This window comes from Aminobacter sp. UC22_36, assembly GCF_044056035.1.
In the GTDB taxonomy this organism is placed as follows: Bacteria; Pseudomonadota; Alphaproteobacteria; order Rhizobiales; family Rhizobiaceae; genus Aminobacter.
Window position 1 is genome coordinate 2,286,058 of the sequence record NZ_CP171996.1, and the last position, 23,975, is coordinate 2,310,032.

General features: G+C 63.4%; 25 protein-coding genes and 2 pseudogenes. 16 read left to right on the forward strand and 11 right to left on the reverse strand.

Annotated elements, in window-relative coordinates; genetic code table 11:
• Nucleotide 1: 1 nt before the first annotated feature.
• Nucleotides 2-580 carry a hypothetical protein gene (locus tag ACHMW7_RS14355; RefSeq protein ID WP_395450871.1) on the reverse strand — a complete coding sequence of 193 codons (579 nt, stop codon included), beginning with the start codon at nt 578-580 and terminating at the stop codon, nt 2-4.
• A 257-nt stretch (nt 581-837) separates the two neighbouring features.
• Between ACHMW7_RS14355 and ACHMW7_RS14360 the strand changes: the two genes are divergently transcribed.
• From ACHMW7_RS14360 to ACHMW7_RS14380, 5 genes and pseudogenes are all read left to right on the forward strand, one after another.
• Nucleotides 838-1,359, forward strand: a complete 522-nt coding sequence (locus tag ACHMW7_RS14360) for a dihydrofolate reductase (RefSeq protein WP_395450872.1) — start codon at nt 838-840, stop codon at nt 1,357-1,359.
• A gap of 148 nt (nt 1,360-1,507) precedes the next feature.
• Nucleotides 1,508-2,611 (forward strand): FtsH protease activity modulator HflK, encoded by a 1,104-nt coding sequence (gene hflK / locus ACHMW7_RS14365; RefSeq protein WP_395450873.1) that lies wholly within the window; start codon nt 1,508-1,510, stop codon nt 2,609-2,611.
• Nucleotides 2,611-3,537: a protease modulator HflC gene (gene hflC, locus ACHMW7_RS14370; protein WP_395450874.1), complete on the forward strand. Its 927-nt coding sequence runs from the start codon at nt 2,611-2,613 to the stop codon at nt 3,535-3,537. Before hflK ends, hflC begins: the two co-directional genes overlap by 1 nt.
• A 3-nt stretch (nt 3,538-3,540) precedes the next feature.
• Complete coding sequence (locus ACHMW7_RS14375; RefSeq protein ID WP_395450875.1) at nt 3,541-3,726, forward strand: DUF2065 domain-containing protein; 186 nt, start codon at nt 3,541-3,543, stop codon at nt 3,724-3,726.
• A 124-nt stretch (nt 3,727-3,850) separates the two neighbouring features.
• Nucleotides 3,851-5,366, forward strand: a pseudogene (locus ACHMW7_RS14380) (DegQ family serine endoprotease).
• Nucleotides 5,367-5,408: 42 nt separating this feature from the next.
• Here the strand turns inward: ACHMW7_RS14380 and ACHMW7_RS14385 are convergent.
• The gene (locus tag ACHMW7_RS14385; RefSeq protein WP_395450876.1) at nt 5,409-5,978 is read right to left on the reverse strand and encodes a GNAT family N-acetyltransferase; all 570 of its coding nucleotides are present in this window, start codon (nt 5,976-5,978) and stop codon (nt 5,409-5,411) included.
• Entirely contained in the window at nt 5,975-6,862 is an 888-nt protein-coding gene (gene serB, locus ACHMW7_RS14390) for a phosphoserine phosphatase SerB (protein WP_395450877.1), read from the reverse strand. Before serB ends, ACHMW7_RS14385 begins: the two co-directional genes overlap by 4 nt.
• Between serB and miaA the strand changes: the two genes are divergently transcribed.
• On the forward strand, nt 6,852-7,799 hold the full coding sequence (gene miaA / locus ACHMW7_RS14395) for a tRNA (adenosine(37)-N6)-dimethylallyltransferase MiaA (protein ID WP_395451328.1): 948 nt from the start codon (nt 6,852-6,854) through the stop codon (nt 7,797-7,799). The genes serB and miaA overlap by 11 nt on opposite strands.
• A 75-nt stretch (nt 7,800-7,874) precedes the next feature.
• The gene (locus ACHMW7_RS14400; RefSeq protein WP_395450878.1) at nt 7,875-8,666 is read left to right on the forward strand and encodes a GGDEF domain-containing protein; all 792 of its coding nucleotides are present in this window, start codon (nt 7,875-7,877) and stop codon (nt 8,664-8,666) included.
• A gap of 157 nt (nt 8,667-8,823) precedes the next feature.
• Here ACHMW7_RS14400 and ACHMW7_RS14405 read toward each other — a convergent pair whose 3' ends face one another.
• Nucleotides 8,824-9,639: an alpha/beta fold hydrolase gene (locus ACHMW7_RS14405; protein WP_395450879.1), complete on the reverse strand. Its 816-nt coding sequence runs from the start codon at nt 9,637-9,639 to the stop codon at nt 8,824-8,826.
• Nucleotides 9,640-9,858: 219 nt separating this feature from the next.
• Between ACHMW7_RS14405 and ACHMW7_RS14410 the strand changes: the two genes are divergently transcribed.
• On the forward strand, nt 9,859-10,170 hold the full coding sequence (locus ACHMW7_RS14410) for a hypothetical protein (protein ID WP_395450880.1): 312 nt from the start codon (nt 9,859-9,861) through the stop codon (nt 10,168-10,170).
• A 127-nt stretch (nt 10,171-10,297) separates the two neighbouring features.
• On the opposite strand, the gene ACHMW7_RS14415 is transcribed toward ACHMW7_RS14410, so the two are convergent.
• Nucleotides 10,298-12,124 (reverse strand): ATP-binding protein, encoded by a 1,827-nt coding sequence (locus tag ACHMW7_RS14415; protein WP_395450881.1) that lies wholly within the window; start codon nt 12,122-12,124, stop codon nt 10,298-10,300.
• Between the two features lie 397 nt (nt 12,125-12,521).
• Here ACHMW7_RS14415 and ACHMW7_RS14420 point away from each other — a divergent pair.
• The 4 genes and pseudogenes from ACHMW7_RS14420 to ACHMW7_RS14435 all read left to right on the forward strand — a co-directional run bounded on the left by ACHMW7_RS14420 (nt 12,522) and on the right by ACHMW7_RS14435 (nt 16,516).
• A pseudogene (locus tag ACHMW7_RS14420) lies at nt 12,522-14,274 on the forward strand (acetolactate synthase 3 large subunit).
• A 77-nt stretch (nt 14,275-14,351) separates the two neighbouring features.
• Complete coding sequence (gene ilvN, locus ACHMW7_RS14425; RefSeq protein ID WP_115731472.1) at nt 14,352-14,924, forward strand: acetolactate synthase small subunit; 573 nt, start codon at nt 14,352-14,354, stop codon at nt 14,922-14,924.
• Nucleotides 14,925-15,056: 132 nt separating this feature from the next.
• A complete protein-coding gene (locus ACHMW7_RS14430) occupies nt 15,057-15,782 on the forward strand; it encodes a glycine-rich domain-containing protein (protein WP_395450882.1) in 726 nt (241 codons plus the stop codon).
• Between the two features lie 137 nt (nt 15,783-15,919).
• On the forward strand, nt 15,920-16,516 hold the full coding sequence (locus tag ACHMW7_RS14435; protein WP_395450883.1) for a LysE family translocator: 597 nt from the start codon (nt 15,920-15,922) through the stop codon (nt 16,514-16,516).
• Here ACHMW7_RS14435 and ACHMW7_RS14440 read toward each other — a convergent pair whose 3' ends face one another.
• Complete coding sequence (locus ACHMW7_RS14440; RefSeq protein ID WP_395450884.1) at nt 16,517-16,990, reverse strand: DUF2269 family protein; 474 nt, start codon at nt 16,988-16,990, stop codon at nt 16,517-16,519.
• Between the two features lie 3 nt (nt 16,991-16,993).
• Nucleotides 16,994-18,274 (reverse strand): SDR family oxidoreductase, encoded by a 1,281-nt coding sequence (locus tag ACHMW7_RS14445; RefSeq protein ID WP_395450885.1) that lies wholly within the window; start codon nt 18,272-18,274, stop codon nt 16,994-16,996.
• A gap of 97 nt (nt 18,275-18,371) precedes the next feature.
• On the opposite strand from ACHMW7_RS14445, the gene nthA reads away from it, so the two are divergent.
• The 3 genes from nthA to ACHMW7_RS14460 are packed head-to-tail and all read left to right on the forward strand — an operon-like array spanning nt 18,372 to nt 19,979.
• A complete protein-coding gene (gene nthA, locus ACHMW7_RS14450) occupies nt 18,372-18,989 on the forward strand; it encodes a nitrile hydratase subunit alpha (RefSeq protein WP_395450886.1) in 618 nt (205 codons plus the stop codon).
• Nucleotides 18,986-19,645 carry a nitrile hydratase subunit beta gene (gene nthB / locus ACHMW7_RS14455; protein ID WP_395450887.1) on the forward strand — a complete coding sequence of 220 codons (660 nt, stop codon included), beginning with the start codon at nt 18,986-18,988 and terminating at the stop codon, nt 19,643-19,645. The genes nthA and nthB overlap by 4 nt, the downstream gene beginning before the upstream one ends.
• The gene (locus ACHMW7_RS14460) at nt 19,614-19,979 is read left to right on the forward strand and encodes a nitrile hydratase accessory protein (protein ID WP_395450888.1); all 366 of its coding nucleotides are present in this window, start codon (nt 19,614-19,616) and stop codon (nt 19,977-19,979) included. The genes nthB and ACHMW7_RS14460 overlap by 32 nt, the downstream gene beginning before the upstream one ends.
• A 17-nt stretch (nt 19,980-19,996) precedes the next feature.
• Here ACHMW7_RS14460 and ACHMW7_RS14465 read toward each other — a convergent pair whose 3' ends face one another.
• Both ACHMW7_RS14465 and ACHMW7_RS14470 read right to left on the reverse strand, forming a co-directional pair.
• A complete protein-coding gene (locus ACHMW7_RS14465) occupies nt 19,997-20,626 on the reverse strand; it encodes an HAD hydrolase-like protein (protein WP_395450889.1) in 630 nt (209 codons plus the stop codon).
• A 191-nt stretch (nt 20,627-20,817) separates the two neighbouring features.
• Nucleotides 20,818-21,363 (reverse strand): GNAT family N-acetyltransferase, encoded by a 546-nt coding sequence (locus ACHMW7_RS14470; protein ID WP_395450890.1) that lies wholly within the window; start codon nt 21,361-21,363, stop codon nt 20,818-20,820.
• A gap of 115 nt (nt 21,364-21,478) precedes the next feature.
• On the opposite strand from ACHMW7_RS14470, the gene ACHMW7_RS14475 reads away from it, so the two are divergent.
• Nucleotides 21,479-22,606 (forward strand): ATP-dependent RecD-like DNA helicase, encoded by a 1,128-nt coding sequence (locus ACHMW7_RS14475; protein WP_395450891.1) that lies wholly within the window; start codon nt 21,479-21,481, stop codon nt 22,604-22,606.
• 45 nt (nt 22,607-22,651) lie between these two features.
• Here the strand turns inward: ACHMW7_RS14475 and ACHMW7_RS14480 are convergent, their stop codons facing one another.
• Together ACHMW7_RS14480 and ACHMW7_RS14485 are read right to left on the reverse strand one after the other, a co-directional pair.
• Nucleotides 22,652-23,524, reverse strand: coding sequence for a hypothetical protein (locus tag ACHMW7_RS14480; protein ID WP_395450892.1), 873 nt, complete (start codon nt 23,522-23,524; stop codon nt 22,652-22,654).
• 47 nt (nt 23,525-23,571) lie between these two features.
• The gene (locus ACHMW7_RS14485; protein ID WP_395450893.1) at nt 23,572-23,970 is read right to left on the reverse strand and encodes an STAS/SEC14 domain-containing protein; all 399 of its coding nucleotides are present in this window, start codon (nt 23,968-23,970) and stop codon (nt 23,572-23,574) included.
• Nucleotides 23,971-23,975 lie beyond the last annotated feature (5 nt).

Below are 23,975 nucleotides of genomic sequence, written 5' to 3' on the forward strand. Positions count from 1 at the left end.
CTCAGCGCCACTGGAACGATTCCGACATCAGCTTCCACTGGTCGACATTGTCGGCGCCGAGCGGTGCGTAAAGCTCGAGCGCGATGAGCTTGCCTGCCCTGAAATAGAGGTAACGCTGGTTTTCGAGGCGGACCTGTTTGGAGGTCACCTGGTTGGGCTCCGAGTTCGAACTGTAGTCAATGCGAATGACATTGCCTGCCGGCAGCTTGACCGGCTTGACGCCATCGATCTTCACCGCGCGTTCCTGCTTTTCCATCTGGGGCAGATAATCTGTGCGCACGCTGGCGACCGTGGGCTGCACGTCGGTATCGGATAGCGTGACTACGACACCGTCGAGCTTGTCGACAAAACGCGCCCCGGTCGGCATGTCGGTTCGCGCCCAGCCCTCAGGCACCTTGAGCGTGTACCCGTCCTTGGAGCTGTAGTCGATGAAGACCTGACTGTCAGGGATATCGCCCGGAGGGTTCTTTTCGGCCTGAACCGCCTTTTCCGCGGCGATGGCGGGGGGCAAGGCGGCAAGGGTGCAGGCCGCCGTCGCGAACGACGCGAGCAGGCTCGACAGGATCGCGGTCCGAAGCATATCGAGAACACCTCACGTTTCGACGGCGGCCACCGCCCAATACAAGATGGCATGGTGAGATTACGGGCGCCTGGCCGCGCCAATACGCTTTGGTATGGTTGTTGTGTCTTGTCGGCAGCAATCTGGCGGTATCTTCCCGAATATGGACTAAGAGCTGGCGATAAAATAAAATGGAATCAGTGCGGTGCAGCCAGTTGTACGCCATATTTTGGTGACGATCCCTGCGAGGCGGAAGTGGTTGCGAGAGGCGACAGCAGATGGATGTAGCGATCTACGTGGCGATTGCCGAAAACGGCGTGATCGGGCGCGACAACGGGCTGCCGTGGAAGCTGTCGACGGACATGCAGCGCTTCAAGGCCGACACGATGGGCAAGCCGATCGTCATGGGGCGCAAGACCTGGGAGAGCTTTCCGAAGAGACCGCTTCCTGGCCGGCTCAACATCGTGATCACCCGCGACCCGGCATACCGGGCCGACGGCGCTGAAACTGTGCAGTCGGTCGAGGACGCCATCATTTTGGCGACCGCCAAGGGCCGCTGCATGCCCGGCGTCGGTGAAATCTGCGTGATCGGCGGTGGCGAGATCTATCGCCAGGCACTGCCCTTGGCCGACCGGCTGCATGTCACCCATGTCATGGCATCGCCCGACGGCGACACACGCTTTCCCGCGATCGATCCGTATATCTGGGCGGTCAAAAGCTTGGAGGAATTTCCTGCCGGCGAAAAAGACAGCCATGCGACACGCTATACGGTTTACGAGAAGCGCCGCGACGTGCATTGAGGGCGCAGCTTCATACATATGTAGTGAAATTCGAGGCACTTACGGCTCATCGCGTTGAAAGCGCTTGCTCGCATCCCTATAGATGGTGTCAGTAATTGCGCGGCCGTCTCAGGCGCGGCCGCCATAGTTCGCAGTTGAAAGGACATTCATGCCCTGGAACAATCAAAGTGGAGGCGGCGGCGGTGGCCCATGGGGTGGCGGCGGCGGCAATGGCGGTGGTGGTGGCCCCTGGGGCCAGGGACCGCGCCCGAGCGGACCGCAAGGTTCGCCTCCCGATCTCGAGGACATCATTCGCCGGGGCCAGGACAAGCTGAAGCGCGCGCTTCCGGGTGGCGGTGGCTCGAGCGCCATGCTGTTCGGCCTTATCGGCGCTGGCCTGATCGCGTTTTGGGCATTCCAGTCGGTTTACACCGTGCAGCCTGACGAACTCGCCGTCGAACTGCGTTTCGGCAAGCCGAAGCAGGAATTGTCGCAGCCGGGTCTGCATTTCCATTGGTGGCCGATCGAAACCGTCGAGAAGGTCAATACGGCTGAAAAGCTTGTCGACATCGGCGAAGTCCGCGGCAACACGTCGTCGGGCCTGATGCTTTCGGGCGACCAGAACATTGTCGACGTGAAGTTCTCCGTCGCCTATCAGGTCTCGAACCCGCAGGCCTATCTGTTCAATGTCTCCGAACCTGACATCATGGTTCGCCAGATCGCCGAAAGCGCCATGCGCGAAGTGGTCGGACGCCGGCCCGCGCAGGACATCTTCCGCGACGACCGCCAGGGCATTGCCGCCGGCGTGCGCGACATCATCCAGGCAACGCTCGACGAATATGGCGCGGGCCTTTCGGTCAACGCGATTTCGATCGAGGACGCCGCACCGCCGCGGGAAGTGGCCGACGCCTTCGACGAAGTGCAGCGTGCAGAACAGGACGAAGACCGCTTCGTTGAGGAATCCAACCAGTATTCCAACCAGAAGCTCGGCCAGGCGCGCGGTGAAGCGGCTCAGATCCGCGAAGACGCGGCTGCCTACAAGAACCGTGTTGTCCAGGAAGCCGAAGGTGAGGCCCAGCGCTTCATCTCGGTCTATGACGAATATGCCAAGGCGCCCGACGTGACCCGCAAGCGCCTCTATCTCGAAACGATGGAAAAGGTGCTTCAGGGCTCCGGCAAGGTGATCGTCGAGCAAGGCAGCGGCCAGGGTGTGGTGCCCTATCTGCCACTGCCTGAACTGCAGAAGCGCGCTCCGGCGGCGGGAGGCAACTAATGTCCAATCGTCTTCCCATCTTCGGCGTCTTCGCCGCCATCATCCTGTTCCTGATCTGGTCGTCGATCTTCGTGGTCAACGAACGCCAGCAGGCAATCGTGCTGCGCTTCGGCGAGATCGTCGACGTCAAGACCCAGCCCGGCATCTACTTCAAGGCGCCGTTCTCGATGTTCGAAGCCGACAACGTGCAGGTCATCGAGGACCGCGTCATGCGGCTCGACCTCGACGACATCCGCGTCCAGGTTTCGGGCGGCAAGTTCTACGACGTCGATGCCTTCATCGCCTATCGCATCAACGATGCACGCAAGTTCCGCTCGACGGTGTCGGGTAGCGTGGAACTGGCCGAACAGCGGCTGCGTACCCGTTTCGACGCGGCCTTGCGCCGGGTCTACGGCGTGCGTGGCTTCGAATCGGCGCTCTCGGAAGAGCGTGCTGCGATGATGCGCGAGGTTCGCGACCAGTTGCAGCCGGACGCGACGTCGCTTGGCCTCGAGATCCAGGATGTCCGCATCCGCCGTACCGATCTCACCCAGGAAGTGTCGCAGCAGACCTTCGACCGAATGAAGGCCGAACGTCTGGCCGAAGCCGAAAGGCTGAGGGCACGCGGCCGCGAAGCGGCACAGCGTATCCGCGCCCGTGCCGATCGCGAAGTGGTCGAGACGGTTGCAGAAGCGCAGAAGGAATCGGAAATCCTGCGCGGTGAAGGTGAAGCCCAGCGCTCCGCCGTGTTCGCCAACGCCTTCAACCGCGATCCCGAGTTCTTCGACTTCTACCGTTCGATGAGCGCTTACGGCACCGCGTTGAATGCTGACGGCACGACCATGGTGCTGTCGCCGGAATCGGAGTTCTTCCGCTACTTCCGCAGCCCGGACAGCAACAAGCCAACGCCGGCGCCTGCCGCCGGCGCCCCCGCCGCCAGCAACTAAGCAGTGCGGGATTTTATCGTCGCCATGGGCCTGGTTCTCGTCATCGAGGGCCTGGTCTATGGCGGCTTTCCTTCCGCGGCCAAGAAGATGGCCGCCCAGGCAGCCGAAATGCCCGAAGCGTTGCTCAGGATCGTCGGCCTTGCCGCGATTGTCATCGGCGTCGGCATCGTCTGGCTCATCCGGGGATAACGGACGATTTATTCCGTGCCGGTAGCAATGGCCGCAAACAGGCCTTATTTGTTTTCATCATGACGCTTCGCGTTCGGACGGCCCGGCGCGATCAATGCCCTGACAGCCCCGGGAGGCTTCCCTGATGATTTCCACGCCCCTTTTGCGCGCCATGCGAAAGGCCTCTCTGGCCGCCACCACAGCGCTGATGATCGGTGCCGCGGTCGCACCGTCCTTCGTCACACCAGCCCTGGCGCAAGGCCCCGAGTTCGGTCGCCAACCTTGCCGAGGGCCTGCTCGGCGCTGTCGTCAACATCTCGACCTCGCAAACCGTCAAGGGCAGTGGGGGGGAGGGCGAAAACGCCGTTCCGATGCCGCAGCTGCCCGAGGGCTCGCCATTCCAGGATTTCTTCGATGAGTTCTTCAAGAACCGCGAAGGCCAGAACAATGGCGGCGCGCAGAAGGTGCAGTCGCTGGGCTCGGGCTTCGTCGTCGATGCCGAACAAGGCATCGTTGTCACCAACAACCACGTCATTGCCGACGCCGACGAGATCGAGGTCAATTTTTCCGACGGCTCGAAGCTCAAGGCCGAGCTGGTCGGTACCGACACCAAGACCGATATCGCCGTTCTCAAGATCGACGCCAAGGCCAAGAAGCTGACGGCGGTGAAGTTCGGCGATTCCAACAAGATGCGGATCGGCGACTGGGTGATGGCGATCGGCAACCCGTTCGGCCTTGGCGGCACGGTGACCGTCGGCATCATTTCGGCGCGCAATCGCGATATCAATTCCGGCCCCTATGACGACTTCATCCAGACCGATGCCGCAATCAATCGCGGCAATTCGGGCGGACCGCTGTTCAACATGGAAGGCGAGGTCATCGGCATCAACACGGCGATCATCTCGCCGTCGGGCGGTTCGATCGGCATCGGCTTTTCGATTCCGTCCGAGATCGCATCGGGGGTGGTCGACCAGCTGAAACAGTTCGGCGAGACCCGCCGCGGCTGGCTCGGCGTGCGCATTCAGCCGGTGACCGACGATATCGCCGAGAGCCTGGGCATGGCCACCGCCAAGGGTGCGCTGATTGCCGGCATCATCAAGGGTGGGCCGGTCGACAAGGGCGAGATTCTGCCCGGCGACGTGGTCATCAAGTTCGACGGCAAGGACATCGTCGAGATGCGCGACCTGCCGCGCATCGTCGCCGAAAGCCCTGTCGGCAAGGCTGTCGATGTGGTGATCGTGCGCAAGGGCGTCGAGCAGACCGTCAAGGTGACGCTCGGCAGGCTCGAGGATGGCGAGAAGCTGGCCGAAGGCGAGGACGCCAAGCCGGAAGAAGGTGCCGACCAGGGCGCCGAGGTTGCGGCCGCAAGCGTCCTTGGCATGACCATCGGTGAGCTCAACGACGACGCCCGTGCCAAGTTCGGCATCGCCGCCGAAGTGTCGGGCGCTGTGGTGACAGCGGTGGCCAAGGATTCGGCCGCGGCCGAACGCGGCATCGTTGCCGGCGAGGTGATCACCGAGATCGCCCAGGAATCGGTGTCGACGCCAAAAGAGGTGATGGACCGGATCGCCGCCCTCAAGGAACAGGGCCGCAAGAACGCGCTGTTGATGCTTGCGTCCAAGACCGGCGAGCTGAGGTTCGTGACGATCCGGATGGATTGAGTCCGGAAACTCCGACAAGCCTCAGAGATAAGAAAAAGGCGGCTAGTTGGCCGCCTTTTTCTGTTGCCATTCGGCTTGTGACAGCCGGTAGAAAACGTGGCGCTTCAGTTCCGGATGGGTGTCGGGAACGCGTGGATGGTCGAAGTCACGGGACGGATCCGGCTGCATGCCGAGCCGCTGCATGACGGCTGTGGAGCGGTGGTTGTTCGAAACCGCGAAGGACACAACCTCTTTTTCGCCGACGATCTCGAAGGCGTAAGCGAGCCAGGCCGCCGCCGCCTCGGTGACGTAGCCCTTGCCCCAATATTCCGGGGCGAGGCGCCAGCCGATTTCCAGCGTGCCCTGGGGGATGAATGGCTCGAGGTCGGTGCGCAGGATGCCGACAAAGCCGATGCATTCGCCTGTTGCTGCGATTTCAGCCGCCGCAAAGCCAAAACCGTCGTGGTCGATGATGCCGCGCAGTTTGTCGAACAGCGCGTCGCTCTCCGCGCGGGTGCGGCGCATGCCGAAGAACTCCATCACCTGCTCGTCCGAATTGATGCGGTGGAAGAGGTCGCGGTCGCGTTCTTGCCAATTGCGCAGGATCAGACGTTCGGTGCGGATCGGGTTCATCTTGAAAAGTCGGCGTGGCTGTAGCCCTGGAGGTAGAGCAGGGCGGTGAGGTCGGCATTGTCGATGCGGATTTTTGCCTCGGCGGCCACCGACGGCTTGGCGTGCAGGGCTACGCCCGAGCCGGCGAGGCGGATCATGTCGAGATCGTTGGCGCCGTCGCCGACCGCGACGGCATCGGCCGCCGTGAGGCCGAGGCGCGCGGAAATCTCGTTCAGCGCGTCCGCTTTGGCGGCGCGGCCGAGGATCGGCTCCGCGACCTTGCCGGTGAGGCGGCCATTGGCCTCGATCAGATGGTTGGCGCGGTTTTCGTCGAAGCCGAATTTGGCCGCGATGCGCGAGGTGAAGACGTCGAAGCCGCCCGAGACAAGGGCCGTGTAAGCGCCATGCGCCTTCATGGTGCGGACCAGCGTCAAACCGCCGGAAGCCAGCGTCAGCCTGCTGTCGATGATGCTGTCGATGACCGAGGCATCGAGGCCGGCAAGAAGCGCCACGCGCTCGCGCAGGGCCGGCTCGAAGGCGATCTCGCCGTTCATCGAACGGGCGGTGATGTCGGCGACGCGATCCTTGACGCCGATCTCGTCGGCGAGCTCGTCGATGCATTCCTGGTCGATCATGGTCGAATCCATGTCAGCGATCAGGATCTTTTTCCTACGTTCAGCGTTGTCCTGGACGGCGAAATCGATGGCCTCGCCGGCAAGGGCTGAGGCGAGTGCCGCATGCGCGTCGTCGGCGGAAAGTCCCGTTGGCAGCGCGATGTCGCAGGCGACAGCCTCGGCCAGCCACACAATGGCGCTTGCGCCAAGGGCGCGGCAGGCCTTATCGGCAAGGGACGGAGCCAGCAGAGCGCGGTCCGGATGGGAAATCAGCGTGGCGATCAGCGGCATCGAAAATTCCGGAACTGGCGAGGGGCGCATCAAGAACGCGACCCTGATAGCCGGGCCGACCGCCAGCGGCAAGTCGGCGCTGGCGCTCAAGCTTGCCGAGCGCGACGGTGGGGTCATCGTCAATGCCGATTCGATGCAGGTCTATGGTGTGCTCAACGTGCTGACGGCGCGGCCTGCTACCGACGACCTGGCGCGGGCGCGTCACTTCCTCTACGGCCATGTTTCTCCGGCGACCGCCTACTCGACCGGCACATGGTTGCGCGACGTTGCCGTGCTGGCCGACAGCGGGATATTTGGCGAAAAGTCACCGATCTTTGTCGGTGGCACCGGGCTCTATTTCCGGGCGCTGGCCGAAGGCATTTCGGAAATGCCCGAAATTCCCATCGAGATCCGCGACCGCTGGCGCTGGCGCCTCAACGAGGAAGGCGCGCCAAGGCTGCACCGCGTGCTGATGAGCGTCGACAGCACAGTCGCCATGCGGCTCAAGGCCAGCGACGGCCAGCGCATCGTGCGTGCGCTGGAGGTGCTGGAGGCATCGGGCCGCTCGATCCTGAAATGGCAGGCCGACAAGGGCCACCCGATGATCGACCTCGCCACGGCGCGTTTCATCGTCATCGAGCCGGAGCGCGAGCTGCTGATCAAGCGCATCGACCAGCGCTTCGATAGGATGATCGAATTGGGCGCGCTGGACGAGGTCAAGGAGATCACGGCGATGCGCATCGGGGCGGACCTGCCGGCGATGAAGGCGATCGGCGTGCGCGAACTGGCGGCGGCGATGGCCGGCGAGATGAGTTTTGACGAGGCGATCGAGCGGGCCAAGATCGCAACGCGTCAATATTCCAAGCGGCAATCGACCTGGTTCCGCAACCAGTTCGGGCCGGAGTGGCAACGGATTGGCGGCGAGGCCGGGCGGACTTCCGAGGGGGCTGATGCATAGGAAGTGCAGACCTGGATTAACCGTCCGTAAGGCGCGGCATGACATAACGCCAGCTGGGGTTCCACTAGGATCATCATGCGCTTTCACCGGGCTGAAGCGGCGTTTTTCATCTTCAGTGCGCTGATCTTGTCGGCAGCGCTGGGGATTTTCTATGCCTGGAGCCAGATCCAGGGGGCGGCCGAGGCACTTTATACGCCCGGCTGGCTCCAGAGCGTCGAGGCGGTCGAGCGACTGCTGTTCATGATCGCGCTGCTGTTGAGCGGCACGCTGGTCTACGGCGCGTTCTTCATCTTCCCGCAGATCCGTACCCAGGTGAAGGAAGGCGGCGAGTTGCGCGAGATGACGGCGTCGCTGAGCGAGCGTTCGCGCAACCTTGAGCAGGCAGCACTCACCGACGGCCTGACCGGCATGCAGAACCGGCGCTATTTCGATGATGCGCTCAAGGAATATCTCGGCGAATTCCGCCGCATCGACAGGCCGGTCGGGCTGATGATCCTTGACCTCGACCACTTCAAGCAGGTCAACGACACCTATGGCCACGACGCCGGCGACGAGGTTCTACGTTCGGTCGCCAAGTGCCTGAAGAGCATGACGCGCTATCACGACGTGGTGGCGCGCCTCGGCGGCGAGGAGTTCGCCATCGTTGCACCCAACATGGACATCGAGCTTTTGCAGCGCTTTGCCGAACGCATGCGCAAGGCGATCGCCGGCATGGCGATCGAGACGGGCGGCGCGCAGCTCAATGTGACGTCGAGCTTCGGCCTCGCTTTGTGGGACCGCGAGGAAACCGCCGAAGAGTTCTATCGCCGCGCCGACAAGCAGCTCTATGAAGCCAAGCGGCAGGGCCGCAACCGCGTTTGCGCGTGAAATCCTATCGCTGAACTCGTAATGCCGGCCGCCTGACGTGGCTTTCTCCGCTTCCGGTGCTCACGGACTTGTTGTCCGCTCCGCTCCGGTTCTCGAAACCCACGCCATTCGGCACGGCCTGACGAATTCCCCGATAGGAATAGGCGCGGCGGAGCCGTTAGAGAAAGCTTTCCAGGCTCGCCAGTAAACGTTTCGGCGCTTCCAGCTGTGGCATGTGGCCGACATCGGGGATCGTTTCGAAACCTGCCTGCGGCATAAGCGCGTGAAGGGCCTTCGCCCGCTCAAGCGGGATCCAGGGATCGTCTTCTCCCCAGATGATCGTCACCGGGCAGCGCACCTTTCCGAACAGGGGTTCTATCTCCGCCGTGTAACGCTCGTCGGCCTGGGCAAACTGCCTGTAAAAGCTGGCGGCTCCGTCGTCCGTCAACCATGGCTCGACCAGGCCGTAGATGTCGTCGTCGGCGACAGCGCCGACCAGTGCGCCCCTGATGTAGGCCTCCACCAGCGCCCGGTGGATGTGGGCGGGCAGACCCTGGAAGGCCTCGACATGCCTGCCCATGTGATCGAAGAATGCCGAGCCCCAGGGACGCATCGCCACGACGTTCATCAAGACGTAGCGGTCGTAGTCGCAGCCAAGCAGAAGATGCGCTCGCAAGGTGGTGGCGCCACCGAAGTCGTGGGCAATGACTGACGGGCGCACGAGCCGCCAGTGCGCGAGCATCTCGGCGAAAATCTCGCCCTGGACATCGAGCGAAGTCCGCTGCGCGGCGGCTTTGTCCGATTGCCCGTAGCCTGGCATGTCGTACCAGTGCACTCGGTATCGCCGCGCCAGATCAGGGATGATCCGGTGCCAGGAGAAGGACGACCAAGGCCAGCCATGCGCGAGCACGAGATCGGGGCCATCGCCGGCGTGGCCGGCGCTTATGCGGCCGGCGCTCGTCGAGACCGTTTCGGAGAGTGTCCAATCGCCCATGCGCTTTTCTCCACGGTGTGCCGAGCTCTCATGGTTGCCGCAGCGGCGGCAGATGTCATGGCTCAGCGCCGGATGGCGACTGCGCCAGACTGCGACGGAATTCACCTACCATTGGGCTTGGCTCGAACTTGCCGCTGGACGTCATCGCCGAACGACGCAACACTGATCCTGCCGTCGTCTAAATGGCTGCGGCCGCATCAGGGCAGAGGAGGACGCGGAATGGACGATTCAGACCGGTGGCGAAGCATGGCGAGCGCGCCAAGGGACGGAAGCCGGATCCTGGTCACCGTGCGGCCGTCCGAACAGGGGCCGGCGGAGGTCGACGTGGCCTATTGGGCCCGGCCCGATGCATTTGGCATCGAAGGCTGGCGCGCCGGGGATTCCTATCCGGGTTGCATCATCGGCTATGCCGATCCGGAGCTGAAATGCTGGATGCCGCTGCCGAAAGCCAACCTGAGCAAGAATTCTCCGGAGATGCCCACGCCCTGGGAAGGCGAGGACGAGGAACAGCTGGACGGGTCCGGCATCTGAGGGCTGGCGTGCAGGCGGCGCGCCGATGACGCGTCCTCATGCTGGGGCTGGCCGCACGCCAAGGCGGCGTCGGTCGGCTTGCATTTTCGGCTCGATCTGACCTGGCCAACTCCGGCTGTGAACCTGTTCAGCCCTGCGGTGGGCGACCACCGAAGGTCGACGGGCGCAGGCCAAAGCGGGTGTCGAAATCGTCGTCGGGCTGCGGCTTGGCCGGTGGCTTGCGGTAGTCCGTGTCGCCGGCTTGGCGCTGGGCGTCGACGATCTCGGCAAAGCCGAGGGCGGCGGCCTGCGGCTTGGGTACGTTGCGCAGGCGCTCGACCACGGCGACCAGATCGACGTCGTCGCCATTGCCGGTCGGTGCTTCGGTGGCCCGCTTGCCGGTGCCGGGGATGAGTTCGTCCGACAGCTTTTCGAATTTCAGCCGCATGGTGGTGGCGACACCTTCGCCAAAGGCGATGGCCTCGCGCTGGCCCATCGACGACAGGAATGAAAGCGTCGAGGCCGAGGAGTCGGCGATGGCCGAGCGAATGATCGCCTGGTCCTGCTCATTGGCGAGGCGCATGGCGAAGACCGTCGAGCATTGCGACAGGATGGTCGGGTCGAGCTCGCCCGGGCGCTGGGTGACGACGCCGAGATAGCAGCCATATTTGCGGCCTTCCTTGGCGATCCGCGACAGCGCGTGCCGGGTCGGCGCGAAGCCGAGCCGATGGTCGGCCGGCATGTAGCGGTGGGCTTCCTCGCACAGCAAAAGCAGCTTGAGGCGGCCTTCGCTCCACAAAGCGAGGTCGAAGGCGAGGCGGGCGAGCACCGAGCAGACCGAATTGACCACTTCCGAGGGCATGCCGGCCATCTCGAAGCAAGTGACCGGGCGGCCCAGCGTCGGCACGCGGAAGATGTTGCCGATGGTTTCGTGGATGGTGTCTTCGATCAGCCTGGAATGGAACATGAAGCGGTAGCGCGGATCGGCAAGTGCCGACTCGATGCGTGTCCTGAGCGACTTCAGGATCGGCCGTTCGTTCTTCGATTCGAGCAGGCCCATGCGTTCGTCGATCTGCTTGATCAGGTCGGCCATGCGGTAAGGCACCGGCGTGTCGGCGGTCAGCGCGTCGACGCCACGGCGCAGGAAGGCGCCGCCTTGCGGGCTGCGGTAGAGGTTCTTGGCGGCCGGGATGAGGTCGCGCAGCACGTCGATCTCGTCGGCGTCGGTCTCGCGGCCGCGAAACAGCACCTCGGCGAATTCCTCGAGGCGAAACAGCCAGAACGGCAGGTCGAGCGTGTTGGAGTCGACCTTGACGCAATATTCAGGCAGCGACGCCGCGAATTCGTTGTGCGGGTCCATGATCAGCACGCGCAGGTCGGGGCGGGCGGCGATCGCCTTGCGCAGCAACAGCGAGACGGCGGTCGACTTGCCGACGCCGGTGGTGCCGACGACAGCGAAGTGGCGGGCGAGTGTCTCGTCGATGGCGATGCAGGCGTCGATGGTATCGTCCTGCGACAGTTGGCCAATAGTGACGGTGCGGCGGCCGGCAAGATCGTAGACCGCCTGCAGGTCGCGACTGCGGATGCGATGGGCGACAGCGCCGATATAGGGATAAGCGGTGATGCCGCGGTCGAACACCGGGTGGCTGTCGGGGCCTGCATCGCGGACCTCGCCGATCAGCTCGACATTGACCTCGATGGGGTTGTCGCCCTCGCTGCTCCAGGATCGGTCGGACTTGGCGATGGAGTAGACAAGGCCGATCGTGCGGGTTTCGCCGAGGTTGATGCAGATCATGCGACCGACGGTCCACAGACCGCTCGCATCCGCGATGCCGCCTTCGGCATAGGCGCTGATGACCGCGCGGGCACCGTCGCATTGAACGACATGGCCAAGGATGCGGGCGTCGTCCTGCTTGGGGTCGCGCCGCTCCTGCGAGGTGGTTTCGCCGCCTTCGGCCTGACGTTCGAAGTACATCGCAGTAAATCCCCTAGTTCTGACCAGACAATAGCCCAATGCCGTTAAGGTCGCGTGATGGTGGATGGTGTAGCGATGGTTAAGCGCAACGATCGAATTGGCGCTTTTTGCCCGCTGCCTGACGTTGCGGAAAATTTGCCGCCGCCCGGTTGACAGCGCGCCGTCTCGCGCACTAACGTCCGCGCCCATGAATACGACACTCATTCTCGTAGTAGGATCGCGCATGGGCAAGACGGTGTAACCGTCGGGCGAAATCCCCCATGCGCGAATGTGAAGGCTCCCTCGGGGGCCTTTTTTATTGCCCGAAACAGGACTAAACGAGCAGCAACCGCCGAGAACGGCGAAGGAAAGACGGGACGGACCGATGAGCGGACATAGTGACAGCGGACGACGCGAAATGACCGGCGCCGAGATGGTGGTGCAGGCGCTGAAGGACAATGGCGTCAAGCATCTCTTCGGCTATCCCGGCGGCGCCGTCCTTCCGATCTATGACGAGTTGTTCCAGCAGGACGACGTCCAGCACATTCTGGTGCGCCACGAGCAGGGCGCGGGCCATGCCGCCGAAGGTTACGCGCGTTCGACCGGCAAGGCCGGCGTGATGCTGGTGACGTCGGGGCCGGGTGCCACCAATGCGGTGACGCCCTTGCAGGATGCGCTGATGGATTCGATCCCGCTGGTGTGCATCACCGGCCAGGTGCCGACCTCGCTGATTGGCTCGGATGCTTTCCAGGAATGCGACACCGTCGGCATCACCCGTCCCTGCACCAAGCACAACTGGCTGGTGAAGGACGTCAACGATCTTGCCCGCATCATCCATGAGGCGTTCCATGTCGCCACCACCGGCCGTCCGGGCCCGGTGGTTGTCGACATCCCCAAGGACGTGCAGTTCGCGCGGGGCATCTACACGCCGCCGCAGACAGCACCGCGCACCTCCTATCAGCCCAAGGTCCAGGGCGACCTGGAGAAGGTCAAGGAAGCCGTCGCGCTGATGGCCGAGGCCAAGCGGCCGGTCATCTATTCGGGTGGCGGCGTGGTCAATTCCGGCCCCGAGGCCAGCCATCTGCTGCGCGAGCTTGTCGATCTCACCGGTTTTCCGATCACCTCGACGCTGATGGGCCTGGGTGCCTATCCGAAATCGGGCAAGAACTGGCTCGGCATGCTGGGCATGCACGGCAGCTATGAAGCCAACATGGCGATGCATGACTGCGACGTCATGATCTGCATCGGCGCACGCTTCGACGACCGTATCACCGGTCGCCTCAATGCGTTTTCGCCCAACTCCAAGAAGATCCACATCGACATCGACCCGTCGTCGATCAACAAGAACGTGCGCGCCGACGTGCCGATCCTCGGCGATGTCGGCCGTGTGCTCGAAGACATGGTTCGGTTGTGGCGGGCGACCGCCAAGGCCGACAAGAAGACGCTGTACCCATGGTGGGAGCAGATCGCCAAGTCGGCGCGCGCGCGACAGCTTCGCCTACAAGCACAACAGCGACGTGATCATGCCGCAATATGCGGTGCAGCGCCTGTATGAGCTGACCAAACATCTCGACACCTACATCACGACAGAGGTCGGCCAGCACCAGATGTGGGCGGCGCAGCATTACGGTTTCGAGAAGCCAAACCGCTGGATGACCTCAGGTGGCCTCGGCACGATGGGCTACGGCCTGCCGGCGGCGCTGGGCGTGCAGATCGCGCATCCTGAATCGCTGGTCATCGACATCGCAGGCGACGCCTCGGTGCAGATGTGCATCCAGGAGATGAGCTGTGCTGTGCAGTATGACGCGCCGATCAAGGTCTTCATCCTGAACAACCAGTATATGGGCATGGTGCGCCAGTGGCAGCAGCTGCTGCATGGCAACCGGCTGTCGCATTCCTACACCGAAGCGATGCCCGACTTCGTCAAGCTGGCGGAAGCCTATGGCGGCCATGGCATTCGCTGCGACAAGCCCGACGAGCTCGACGACGCGATCAAGGAGATGATTTCGGTGAAGAAGCCGGTGATCTTCGACTGCCGCGTGGCAACCCTCGCCAACTGCTTCCCGATGATCCCGTCGGGCAAGGCGCATAATGAGATGCTGCTGCCTGATGAAGCGACCGACGAGGCGGTGGCCAACGCCATCGACGCCAAGGGCCGTGAACTGGTCTGACCGAACCGCGTGCGGCCTTCATGCAAGGCCGCACAATCAACGAGTTGGCGCAATCGCCTGAGATCGAGATTCATCTTATGAACGCACAGCTACAGCCCACCGGTTCGGCCTATTTCATCGCCAAGGAAACCGAAAAGCCGGAAAACCACACGCTATCGGTGCTGGTCGACAACGAGCCGGGCGTGCTTGCCCGCGTCATCGGCCTGTTTTCCGGCCGCGGCTACAACATCGAAAGCCTGACCGTCTCGGAAACCGAGCACGAGAAGCATCTGTCGCGCATCACCATCGTGACGCGCGGCACACCGCATGTGCTCGAGCAGATCAAGCACCAGCTCGAGCGCATCGTGCCGGTGCATCGCGTCGTCGACCTGACCGTGACGGCGCAGGAACTGGGCACCGGTGGTGCGCTGGAGCGCGAGCTGGCGCTGGTCAAGGTTTCGGGCACCGGCGACGCCCGCGTCGAGGCGCTGCGCCTGGCCGACGCCTTCCGCGCCAAGGTGATCGACGCCAACACCGAACACTTCATCTTCGAGCTGACCGGCAAGGTGTCGAAGATCGAGCAGTTCATCGCCATCATGAAGCCGCTCGGCCTCGTCGAAGTCTGCCGCACTGGCGTGGCGGCGATGAACCGTGGCCCGCAGGGGATGTGAGGACAGGACACGGCTCCCTGGCCTCGCCGTCGTTGTGGCGGGGCCGTCGCCGGCATCCTGGGTTGAGGTGATTGCAAGAACGTCCGGGCGGTGTAGTTTCCGGGCGTTCAAGCTCAATTCCCCGGCCTCAAGATGAACGACCTGACCGACCCAAACCTCTGGAACAAGATTGCCAGTTACGACTTCGACGATCCGCAAGCCGAAGCTCCGTTCTCGGTGCGGTTGGCCCGGGAAAATGGCTGGACTCCGGGGCGTGCGAAGGCGGCGATCGATCAATACAGGCGCTTCATCTACCTGGTCTGTATTTCGGACGACGTGCTCAGTCCGTCGCCCGACATTGACAAGGTCTGGCACCTGCACCTGACCTACACCAAGGACTACTGGAAGCGCTTCTGCGACGAGACGTTGGGGCAGGAGGTTCATCACTATCCGAGCCGAGGGGCGAGCGAGAGCCAGGGAGCCCTGCGCGATGCCTACGCCCGGACCCTTGAATTGCTGTCCGAGGAGTTTGGCGAGGCCCCAGTTGCTGCCGTGTGGCCTGGTGTGGACGCCAGGGAGCTGGCTGTCGTGACCGGGGCGCTCGGACCAGGATCCGCAGTCTTGCCAGCGGCGGAGATCGTCTTCGGGATCGCCTTGATCCTGGTCGTCATCGGGGTCTCGCTGCTCTGGAGCCTTGGGCTGATCGGAAAAGAGATAGGCGTGGGCCTCTGCGTGGCAGGCCTCATCGCCGCGGCGTCGCTTCTGCCGATCAGGCGTTGGCGCCGGCGCAGGTCTGGGGCCAGCGATAGCGGTGGCTGCGGCGGCGGTGGCAGCAGTAGCGACGGCGGAGACGGTGGCGGTTGCGGCGGCGGCGATTGAGGGACGCACCGGCGTACAAACGGCAAAACAAGGCAATCCATGCCTTCGCTGGCCCAGCGGCCTGGGTAAAGTGGACGTTGCTGATATGCCGACATAAGGTCAGTTATGCTGACATAATAAATTAGAGGGTTGGAACGGTGAGTTACGACGCATTCCTCGCATTGCTGGTCTATGCGTTCGTGACCTCGATCACGCCAGGGCCGAACAATTTCATGCTGCTGGCCTCGGGCGTGAATTTCGGCTTCGTCAAAACCATCCCGCATATGCTCGGCATCGGTTTTGGCTTCCTGTCGTTGCTGCTTGGGGTCGGCTTCGGGCTGGGCGCGGTGCTGACGGCGTTTCCGGGGCTGCATTTGGTGCTCAAGATCACGGGCGGGGCCTATCTGCTCTATCTCGCCTGGCGCATCGGCATGTCGCGCTCGCTCGGCAAGGACGGGGATGCGAAGGCGCGGCCGATGAGCTTTCTCGAGGCGTCCGCCTTCCAGTGGATCAATCCGAAGGCCTGGGTGATGGCGGTCACTGCGATGGCGCTTTACACCAGCACCGAAGCGCCGTTCCTGTCGGTGCTGATCATCTCGGGCGCCTTTGCCCTGGTGAACCTGCCAAGCGTGTCGACCTGGGCCGGCTTCGGCATGGCGCTGCGCGGCTTTCTCGCCGATCCGGTGCGGCTGAAATGGTTCAACATCGCCATGGGCGTGCTTTTGGCGGCGACGCTGTGGCCAATGCTGAAATAGTCAGAACAGCTCGATCGCCGGCCGCGTCAGCATCAGCCAGAAGATGGCAATGACGCTGAAGAAGGCCGGGAAACCGCAGATGAACCAGATGCGGTAGAGCCTGAAATAGCGCGCCGGCAAGGCCTTGCCGGTGGCGGCGGCGGAGCGGGCGAGATTGCGCAGCTTGATCTGGATAAACACGACCGGCAGCCAGAACAGGCCGGTCAGCACATAGAGTGCGAGTGACAGGACGATCCAGCGCTCGGTGAGCGGCCAGCCAACCTCGTATGCCAACCAGGCGCCTGATATCGGCTGCAGGATGACCGCGGTGGCGGTGAAGACCGTGTCGGCGATGACCACCGTGCCGGCGACATGGGCAATTGTCGCGGGATCGCGGGTGCGATGCGCCATGACCATGAAGAAGGCGATGCCGGCACCGGTGCCGAATAGCACGGCGGCGCCAAGGACATGGGCGAGGCGGAGAAGCTCTTCCACGGCTCAACGCTCGTCCAGAATTGCAAGAGCCACCAATGCAAGCACAATCGACGGCAGGACCTTGACCAATGGGCCGAGCGGATCCGCCCACAGACTTGGCGACAGAACGGTCGCGGCAGCCAGATAAGCGATGGACAGGGCGACCATGCCGTTCAGCGCCGGTCTGGCATAACGGCGCGTGGCAACGCCGAGGCCCAGGGCAATGTCGGCAAGGCCGGTGACAAGGGTGATAGAAGTGGCGAGGGCCTTGGGTGTGCCGGCGGCGACAAGATGCGCCGCCGAGGCGTCGAAGCGCAGCAGCGCCACGGTGCCCGACAGCAGCCAGAACAGGCAAAGCGTTGCAAACACCAGCGGCTTGAGCAGATAGAGCCGGGCGAACCAGAGGTCCTGCACGCCGGCGGGATATGCGGCCAGCGTTTCGTCGAGGGAACGCAAGCTTCGGCCAGAGCCGGTCGCATGGCCCGTGACCCCGCCGGCCGCGACTTCCAGTGCGGTCGAGCGCAATGGCGAGCGCCAGCCGAGCCGGCCAAAAAGATCGGCAGCACCCGAGGTGAGGCGGGCAAGGATACCGGGGAGGGCAAGCACGGGCGTCGGTGCAAGGCCCAGCCATTGGCGGTGGATGGCGACGGCGGCGGCAAGCGACAGCGTTTGCGGGACGGCGAGGTCGAGATCGCTGCCGGCGGGGATGTTGCCTGATAAAGCGTCGAACACGGTGTCGGCGACATCGTCGAGCGAAACGAACTGCATCTGGCTCTCACCAAAGACCAGCGGGGTGACGAGCGGAAATGCCGCCAGCGCGCGCAGCAATGCCGAACCGCCATGAGCCGTGCGGCCGATGACCACGGCAGGGCGGAGGATGACGAAGGGCTGGCCGGAATCCCGCAGTGCTGCGTCGGCCTGCCTTTTGGTGGCGAAAAATAGGTTTTCGCCGGCCGCGCCATCAGTGCGCGCCGAAATCTGGACGAACATGCGCAGCGATGAGCTGGCGGCCCGGTACAGCGCGCTCATGGCGCTGAACTGAACGGCGGCGACGTCGTCACGCGGACCGTCCTGCAACGCGCCGGCGCAATTGACCACGGCGTCGATGCCCGACAGCAGGGAGCGCCAGTCATCCGGCCGCGACAGGCCGGCGATATCGGCCTTGACCCAGGCGATGTCGGGATAGCGGCGCGCAGCGATTGTTGTGTCGCGCGCCAGCGCCACAACCGAAAGCCCGCGCGTGGAAAGCGACCTAGCCACCGCCGTGCCGATAAAGCCATTGCCGCCGAGAATCAGAACCCGCATGCCGCGACGATAGCCAGCGTGTGGGTTGTGGCGCAAATGCCGCCTGGCCCAAGGCCCGTGGCTTGCGCGGTCGAGTTGACGGACATAGCCTTGCACCATGTCGCACGATCATCCCCACGACCACCATCACGACAACGAACTCGACCCCATGGCGGCGCGGGTGAGGGCGCTGGAAACGATCCTGACCCGCAAGGGGCTGATCGACCCGGCAGCGATCGATGTCATCGTCGACACCTACGAGACCAAGATCGGGCCGCGCAACGGCGCTGCCGTGGTGGCGAAAGCGTGGAGCGATCCTGCATTCGCCGACTGGCTGAAACGCGATGCCACGGCAGCGATCGCCTCGCTCGGCTTCACCGGTCGCCAGGGCGAGCACATGCAGGTCGTGTTCAACACCGACGAGACGCACAATCTCGTCGTCTGCACCTTGTGCTCCTGTTACCCGTGGTCGGTGCTTGGCTTGCCACCTGTCTGGTATAAGGCTCCGCCATATCGTTCGCGCGCGGTGATCGATCCGCGCGGCGTGCTGCAAGAGTTCGGGCTGGTGCTACCTAAGGACAAGAAGATCAGGGTCTGGGATTCGACGGCCGAGCTGCGCTACCTCGTCGTGCCGCAGCGGCCACAGGGCACCGACGGATGGAGCGAGGAGCGGCTCACCGACCTTGTGACGCGCGATTCGATGATCGGTACAGGCCTTGCCAGGGAGGCGGCATGAACGGCCCGCATGATCTTGGCGGCCAGATGGGGTTCGGCCCGGTCGCGCCGGAGAAGGACGAGCCTTATTTCCACGGCGAGTGGGAGAAGCGTGCGCTTGGCGTGACGTTATGCTCGGGGGCAATGGGTGGCTGGAACATCGACGAAAGCCGGCATGCACGCGAGAGCCTGCACCCGGCCGATTACTATGCGTCGAGCTACTACGAGATCTGGATCAAGGCACTGGAGATGCTGCTTGAGCGGCACAACTTTGTCACCGCGAGAGATCTCGCGGCGGGCGACGCCGTCGATTCGGCAGCCGAACCGAAGCGGGTGCTGAAAGCTGAAAACGTGCCGGCGGTGCTGGCCAAGGGCGGGCCATGCGACAGGCCGGTTGCCGCGCCGGCCCGCTTCGCCGTCGGTCAACATGTGCGGACGAGAAACGTCCACCCCACCGGCCATACGCGGCTGCCGCGTTATGCTCGCGGCAAGGAGGGTATCATCGACGCGGTGCGCCAAGGTTTTGTCTTTCCCGACAGCAATGCACATGGCCAGGGCGAAAACCCACAATGGGTTTACACGGTGGTGTTCTCCGCTGGTGAATTGTGGGGCGAGGGCGCGGACCCGGCGCTCGAGGTCAGTATCGATGCCTGGGAGAGCTATCTTGAGCCGGCCTGACGTGCCCGCCGGGATGGACGAGCCGGTGTTCTCGGAGCCGTGGCAGGCCGAGGCCTTCGCCATGGTGGTGGCGTTGCATGAGCGCGGCCTGTTCACCTGGGCGGAATGGGCCGAGCGGTTGTCAGCCGAGGTGAAGCGGCCGGAAGCGGCGCCCGACGGCAGTGACTACTACGAGCGTTGGCTTGCGGCACTCGAACGGCTGCTGGCCGAGAAGGGCTTTGCCGGGCGCGATGAGGTCGATGCGGTTGTTGCCGCCTGGCAGCGTGCCGCGCATGCGACGCCGCACGGCAAGGCGATCCTGCTGGAGAACGATCCGGAAGCAGGCCGCCGCTAGCCTTGATCCGAACGACGTCATTCCGTCAGTCCGACCAGCAACTCGCGGTAGTTGTCAAAAACCAGATCCGGCCCCCTGGCGCGCAATGAAGCGCCCGTATTGTAGCCGAAGGTGACGACTCCAGCCGCAATTCCGGCACTTCGAGCCGCCTCGATGTCACGGACCTCGTCGCCGATGGCGATGACACGCCGTTTGTCGATTCCGAGGTGCTTGATGACAGACCTGAATTTGGCATTCTTGCCCCAAAGGGACGCCCCACAAGCGAAGTGGCTGACATGGGCCGCGGCTGGCCCAAGTGTGCGGCGAATGGTGTCCTCGCCATTGGAGCTGACAATGGCGATCGCGATGTCGCGCCCGGCCAAGGCAGCGAACATCGGTTCGACGCCAGGGAATAGCGGGACTGCTTCGCGGGCCTGTGCGCTGAGCTTGCGCATATGCATTGCGATGGCTGGTATCTTCCACATTGGAACGCCCAGGCGGGCAACGATCTCGCGGGTTCCAAGAGCACGCAATTCGTCGATCTCGCTCGGCGAAGCCTCTCGAAAGCCGAACTGCCGCGCGGTTTGATTGAGTGTTGAGCAGAACCAGGGAAAGCTGTCGGCCAGCGTTCCGTCGAAATCGAATATTGCGAGCAAATAGGCAGACATAGGACACCGTCGCTTGTTGCGCGGTCATGCCTTCGGTCCGCGCGGACGTCAATCCATCACGAGGCCGGCGACGGATGGCGGAAAAGGGCTTTGCCGATAGGACGAGGTCAATGTGATGACCTCGGACTCGCAGCCGCAGGCAACGCCGCATGGCCAGCCGATCTTGCTGGAGGGGGGATCGAGCTCGTTACTTAGAGTTGCCGTTCCATCCTGTGCACAAGATGCGTTTTTTCACCGAGCTTGAAATCGGGAATGCTTGCGAGCAGACGAAAACCCTCGCGCTGCCAAAAGGCGCGGCCACGTGTGTTTTCATCCAGCACCGCGATCAGAAGCCGTCTTGCCTGCCGTGTTCGCGCGATGCTCGTCATGTGTTCGACAAAAATGCGACCAAGGCCCATTCCGCGGCTGTTTGCGGCTATCAGCAGCAGCCCGATATAGGCATCGTCAGCTTCGGGGTATCCAAAGGCCAGGTCGGAAATCGCGACGAGCAGGCCGTCGGGCTGGAACAGCCCAAGCTTTTGCGATTTCGCGACATCGGCACCGGGCGGGCAATCGGCGAAGAATTCGGCAACTGTCTCGTCATTCGGCACCAGACCCGTTTCCATCGCCACAAAATCGGCGGCACTGTCGTACAGGTCGCGGACTGCCTGGGCATCGTCGCGCTGAACCAGCTGGCGAATTTGCGCAATCTCAAAATCAGACGGCACGGAAAGTTCCTTTGACAGGTCTAAAGGCACGAGAGGGTCGCGAAACCAGCACACCCAATCACGAAGCTGGGCAAGCTGGCAGTTGGCAAGCTCCTGTTAACCCAAATCCCTTGCCCTTCGCAGCCGAATCCTGTCAGTCAACCGCATGGAATTCTCTCCTCAGCAGGACGATGCGCTGCAGGCCGTGGCGCGCTGGCTCAAATCCGGAAAGCCGCAGCTTTTCCGGCTGTTCGGTTATGCCGGCACCGGCAAGACGACGCTTGCGCGCTATTTCGCCGAGCATGTCGATGGCCAGGTGCAGTTCGCCGCCTTCACCGGCAAGGCAGCGCAAGTGCTGCGCTCGAAGGGCGCGACCAACGCCCGCACCATCCATTCGCTGATCTACCGGCCAAAGGGCGAAGAGGCGATTGCCGACGAGACGACCGGCAAGACCTCGATGTCGCCGACCTTTTCGCTCAATCGCCAGAGCCCGATCGCCAAGGCCAAGCTGGTCGTCATCGACGAATGCTCGATGGTTGACGAACAACTCGGCCGCGATCTGTTGACCTTTGGCACGCCAGTGCTGGTGCTGGGCGACCCGGCTCAGTTGCCGCCGATTTCGGGCGGCGGTTTCTTCACCGAGCACGAGCCGGATTTCCTGTTGACCGAGATCCACCGCCAGGCGCGCGACAACCCGATCCTGAGGCTGGCGCTCGACGTGCGCGAGGGGCGCGAGTTCATGCGCGGCGACTATGGCACGGCCCAGGTGATCGGCAAGGAAGACGTCAATCAGGACCTGGTGCTCGACGCTGACCAGGTGCTTGTCGGCACCAACCGGACGCGCAAGCGCTACAATCAGCGGCTGCGTGAGCTCAAGGGCTTCACGGCGGGTTATCCGCAGGCCGGCGACAAGCTGGTGTGCCTGCGCAACGATCCGGCCAAGGGCCTGCTCAACGGCTCGTTGTGGAAAGTGATGACCTCGTCGCGCGAGACGGTGAAGCCCGGCATCAATCTGCTGGTCTCGCCGGAAGAGGACGATCCTGATCGCGGCGTCGCCAAGATCAAGCTGCTGAAGCAGGTGTTCGAAAGCCCCGACGAAGAAATCCCGTGGGGGACCAAGAAGCGCTACGACGATTTCGACTATGGCTACGCGCTGACGGTGCACAAGGCGCAGGGTTCGCAGTGGAACAATGTCGTGCTGTTCGACGAGAGCTGGGCGTTCAAGGATACGCGCCAGCGCTGGCTTTATACGGCGATCACGCGCGCGGCCGAGCGCCTGACCATCGTACGCTGAGCGTTTCAGCTGGCCTGACCTGAAACCCGGTGGGCTTGCTCGCCGTCAGACCACGATCTCGAAAAGCACTGCGGTCGCGTCGTCCGAGACCTTGAAGCGCGGGAATTGCTGGCCGTCGGGGTCCTCGACCTGCTCGATGTGGCGAAGCTCCTGCAACAGCGGGGCAAGGCCGGTGTCCGCTGCGGCGCGGACGAATTCAGCGATGTCGTAGCGGCCATACTGGTCGACAAGGGCAGCGAAGCCGTCGGAGCACAGCAGGCCCCTTACAGGCACGGTAGCTGTAAGCTGCTCGGTGACGAGATGATCGGCAGCAGCAGGCTCAGTCCCCAGCGTCCAGACAGAACCGCCGGGGCGGTTATAAGCGGCACGGCGCCGTCGCAGCTCCTCGCGCACCACGGGCGCGTCGGCGAGCGCCTGATGGGTGGCGAAGCCGCCTGAAAGAGCGATGGCCGTGCGGGCGCCGTCGCGTTCGTTGGCATAGGCGGCCTTGATGGCGCTGGTTTCAAGTACCGTACCATCCGCATCGAGCAGGAACAGCCGGCAGTCGCCCAGACCATGCGTGACGAGTGTATCGCCTTCGACCCGAACCATCTGGAAGCTGGCGATCGGCAAATTCCATGGCTCGATCGGCAAGGCGTTGGCCGCCTCATGCACGACATTGGCGGCGCGCTGGTTGAGTTCGCGCACGACATCCGTGACCGAGCGGCCGTTGCGGACCAGTTCTTCGAAGGTGCTTTGGGCAAAACGGGCGAGCCAGGCGGCGTCCGAACCGTGCAGGCCAACAATGCTGGTGCCGCCGAGGCCGGTGGCGCCGTCGATAACGAAGGCGCAGGTGGCGTTGCCACCGGCACTGTCCTCATTCGGGCGCGAAGGTGAGCCGGGGGCGGTGATCGAATCGATGATGCGGATATTGGGCATGATTGCAGCTGTCTGGCGCGTGGCCGTGACCGGAGTGTGACCACAGCCTATTCGATCGGGCTTGCGCCAAGCCATTGCCATGCCTTGGCCTCGTCGGCATCGGCGAAATGCTTCGTTTCGATCGCAGTGAGCGGGGCAAACAGGCCGACCACCGGTCCCATCCAGGCGGGGCCGCCAACCAGCGCATAGCGTCTGATATGATGCAGCGCCTTCATCTTGCCCTTGAAGGTCATCGGGTCGAACAGGGCTGACCAGTCGAAGCCGTCATAACCGCTGGCGCGCAGCAGAACGTCGATCTTGTCGTGGCCTTCATAGGCGGCGTCGAGCAGGCCATAAGCGTTTTCGATGTCGGCCTGGGTGAAATGGCCGACGATCTCGAAGGCGAAGACCTCGTCGTTGTCGGTGTCGATGCGCCGGAAGGGCGGCGGGGCATCCATTGATTTCATTGGCG

Bases quoted from the DNA above. Each gene is read 5' to 3' on its own strand.
- ACHMW7_RS14355 (WP_395450871.1), bottom strand. From the start codon at position 580: ATGCTTCGGACCGCGATCCTGTCGAGCCTGCTCGCGTCGTTCGCGACG.
- ACHMW7_RS14360 (WP_395450872.1), top strand. From the start codon at position 838: ATGGATGTAGCGATCTACGTGGCGATTGCCGAAAACGGCGTGATCGGG.
- hflK (WP_395450873.1), top strand. From the start codon at position 1,508: ATGCCCTGGAACAATCAAAGTGGAGGCGGCGGCGGTGGCCCATGGGGT.
- hflC (WP_395450874.1), top strand. From the start codon at position 2,611: ATGTCCAATCGTCTTCCCATCTTCGGCGTCTTCGCCGCCATCATCCTG.
- ACHMW7_RS14385 (WP_395450876.1), bottom strand. From the start codon at position 5,978: ATGAACCCGATCCGCACCGAACGTCTGATCCTGCGCAATTGGCAAGAA.
- serB (WP_395450877.1), bottom strand. From the start codon at position 6,862: ATGCCGCTGATCGCCACGCTGATTTCCCATCCGGACCGCGCTCTGCTG.
- ACHMW7_RS14400 (WP_395450878.1), top strand. From the start codon at position 7,875: ATGCGCTTTCACCGGGCTGAAGCGGCGTTTTTCATCTTCAGTGCGCTG.
- ACHMW7_RS14405 (WP_395450879.1), bottom strand. From the start codon at position 9,639: ATGGGCGATTGGACACTCTCCGAAACGGTCTCGACGAGCGCCGGCCGC.
- ACHMW7_RS14410 (WP_395450880.1), top strand. From the start codon at position 9,859: ATGGACGATTCAGACCGGTGGCGAAGCATGGCGAGCGCGCCAAGGGAC.
- ACHMW7_RS14415 (WP_395450881.1), bottom strand. From the start codon at position 12,124: ATGTACTTCGAACGTCAGGCCGAAGGCGGCGAAACCACCTCGCAGGAG.
- ilvN (WP_115731472.1), top strand. From the start codon at position 14,352: ATGAACGCACAGCTACAGCCCACCGGTTCGGCCTATTTCATCGCCAAG.
- ACHMW7_RS14430 (WP_395450882.1), top strand. From the start codon at position 15,057: ATGAACGACCTGACCGACCCAAACCTCTGGAACAAGATTGCCAGTTAC.
- ACHMW7_RS14445 (WP_395450885.1), bottom strand. From the start codon at position 18,274: ATGCGGGTTCTGATTCTCGGCGGCAATGGCTTTATCGGCACGGCGGTG.
- nthA (WP_395450886.1), top strand. From the start codon at position 18,372: ATGTCGCACGATCATCCCCACGACCACCATCACGACAACGAACTCGAC.
- nthB (WP_395450887.1), top strand. From the start codon at position 18,986: ATGAACGGCCCGCATGATCTTGGCGGCCAGATGGGGTTCGGCCCGGTC.
- ACHMW7_RS14460 (WP_395450888.1), top strand. From the start codon at position 19,614: ATGCCTGGGAGAGCTATCTTGAGCCGGCCTGACGTGCCCGCCGGGATG.
- ACHMW7_RS14465 (WP_395450889.1), bottom strand. From the start codon at position 20,626: ATGTCTGCCTATTTGCTCGCAATATTCGATTTCGACGGAACGCTGGCC.
- ACHMW7_RS14475 (WP_395450891.1), top strand. From the start codon at position 21,479: ATGGAATTCTCTCCTCAGCAGGACGATGCGCTGCAGGCCGTGGCGCGC.
- ACHMW7_RS14480 (WP_395450892.1), bottom strand. From the start codon at position 23,524: ATGCCCAATATCCGCATCATCGATTCGATCACCGCCCCCGGCTCACCT.
- ACHMW7_RS14485 (WP_395450893.1), bottom strand. From the start codon at position 23,970: ATGAAATCAATGGATGCCCCGCCGCCCTTCCGGCGCATCGACACCGAC.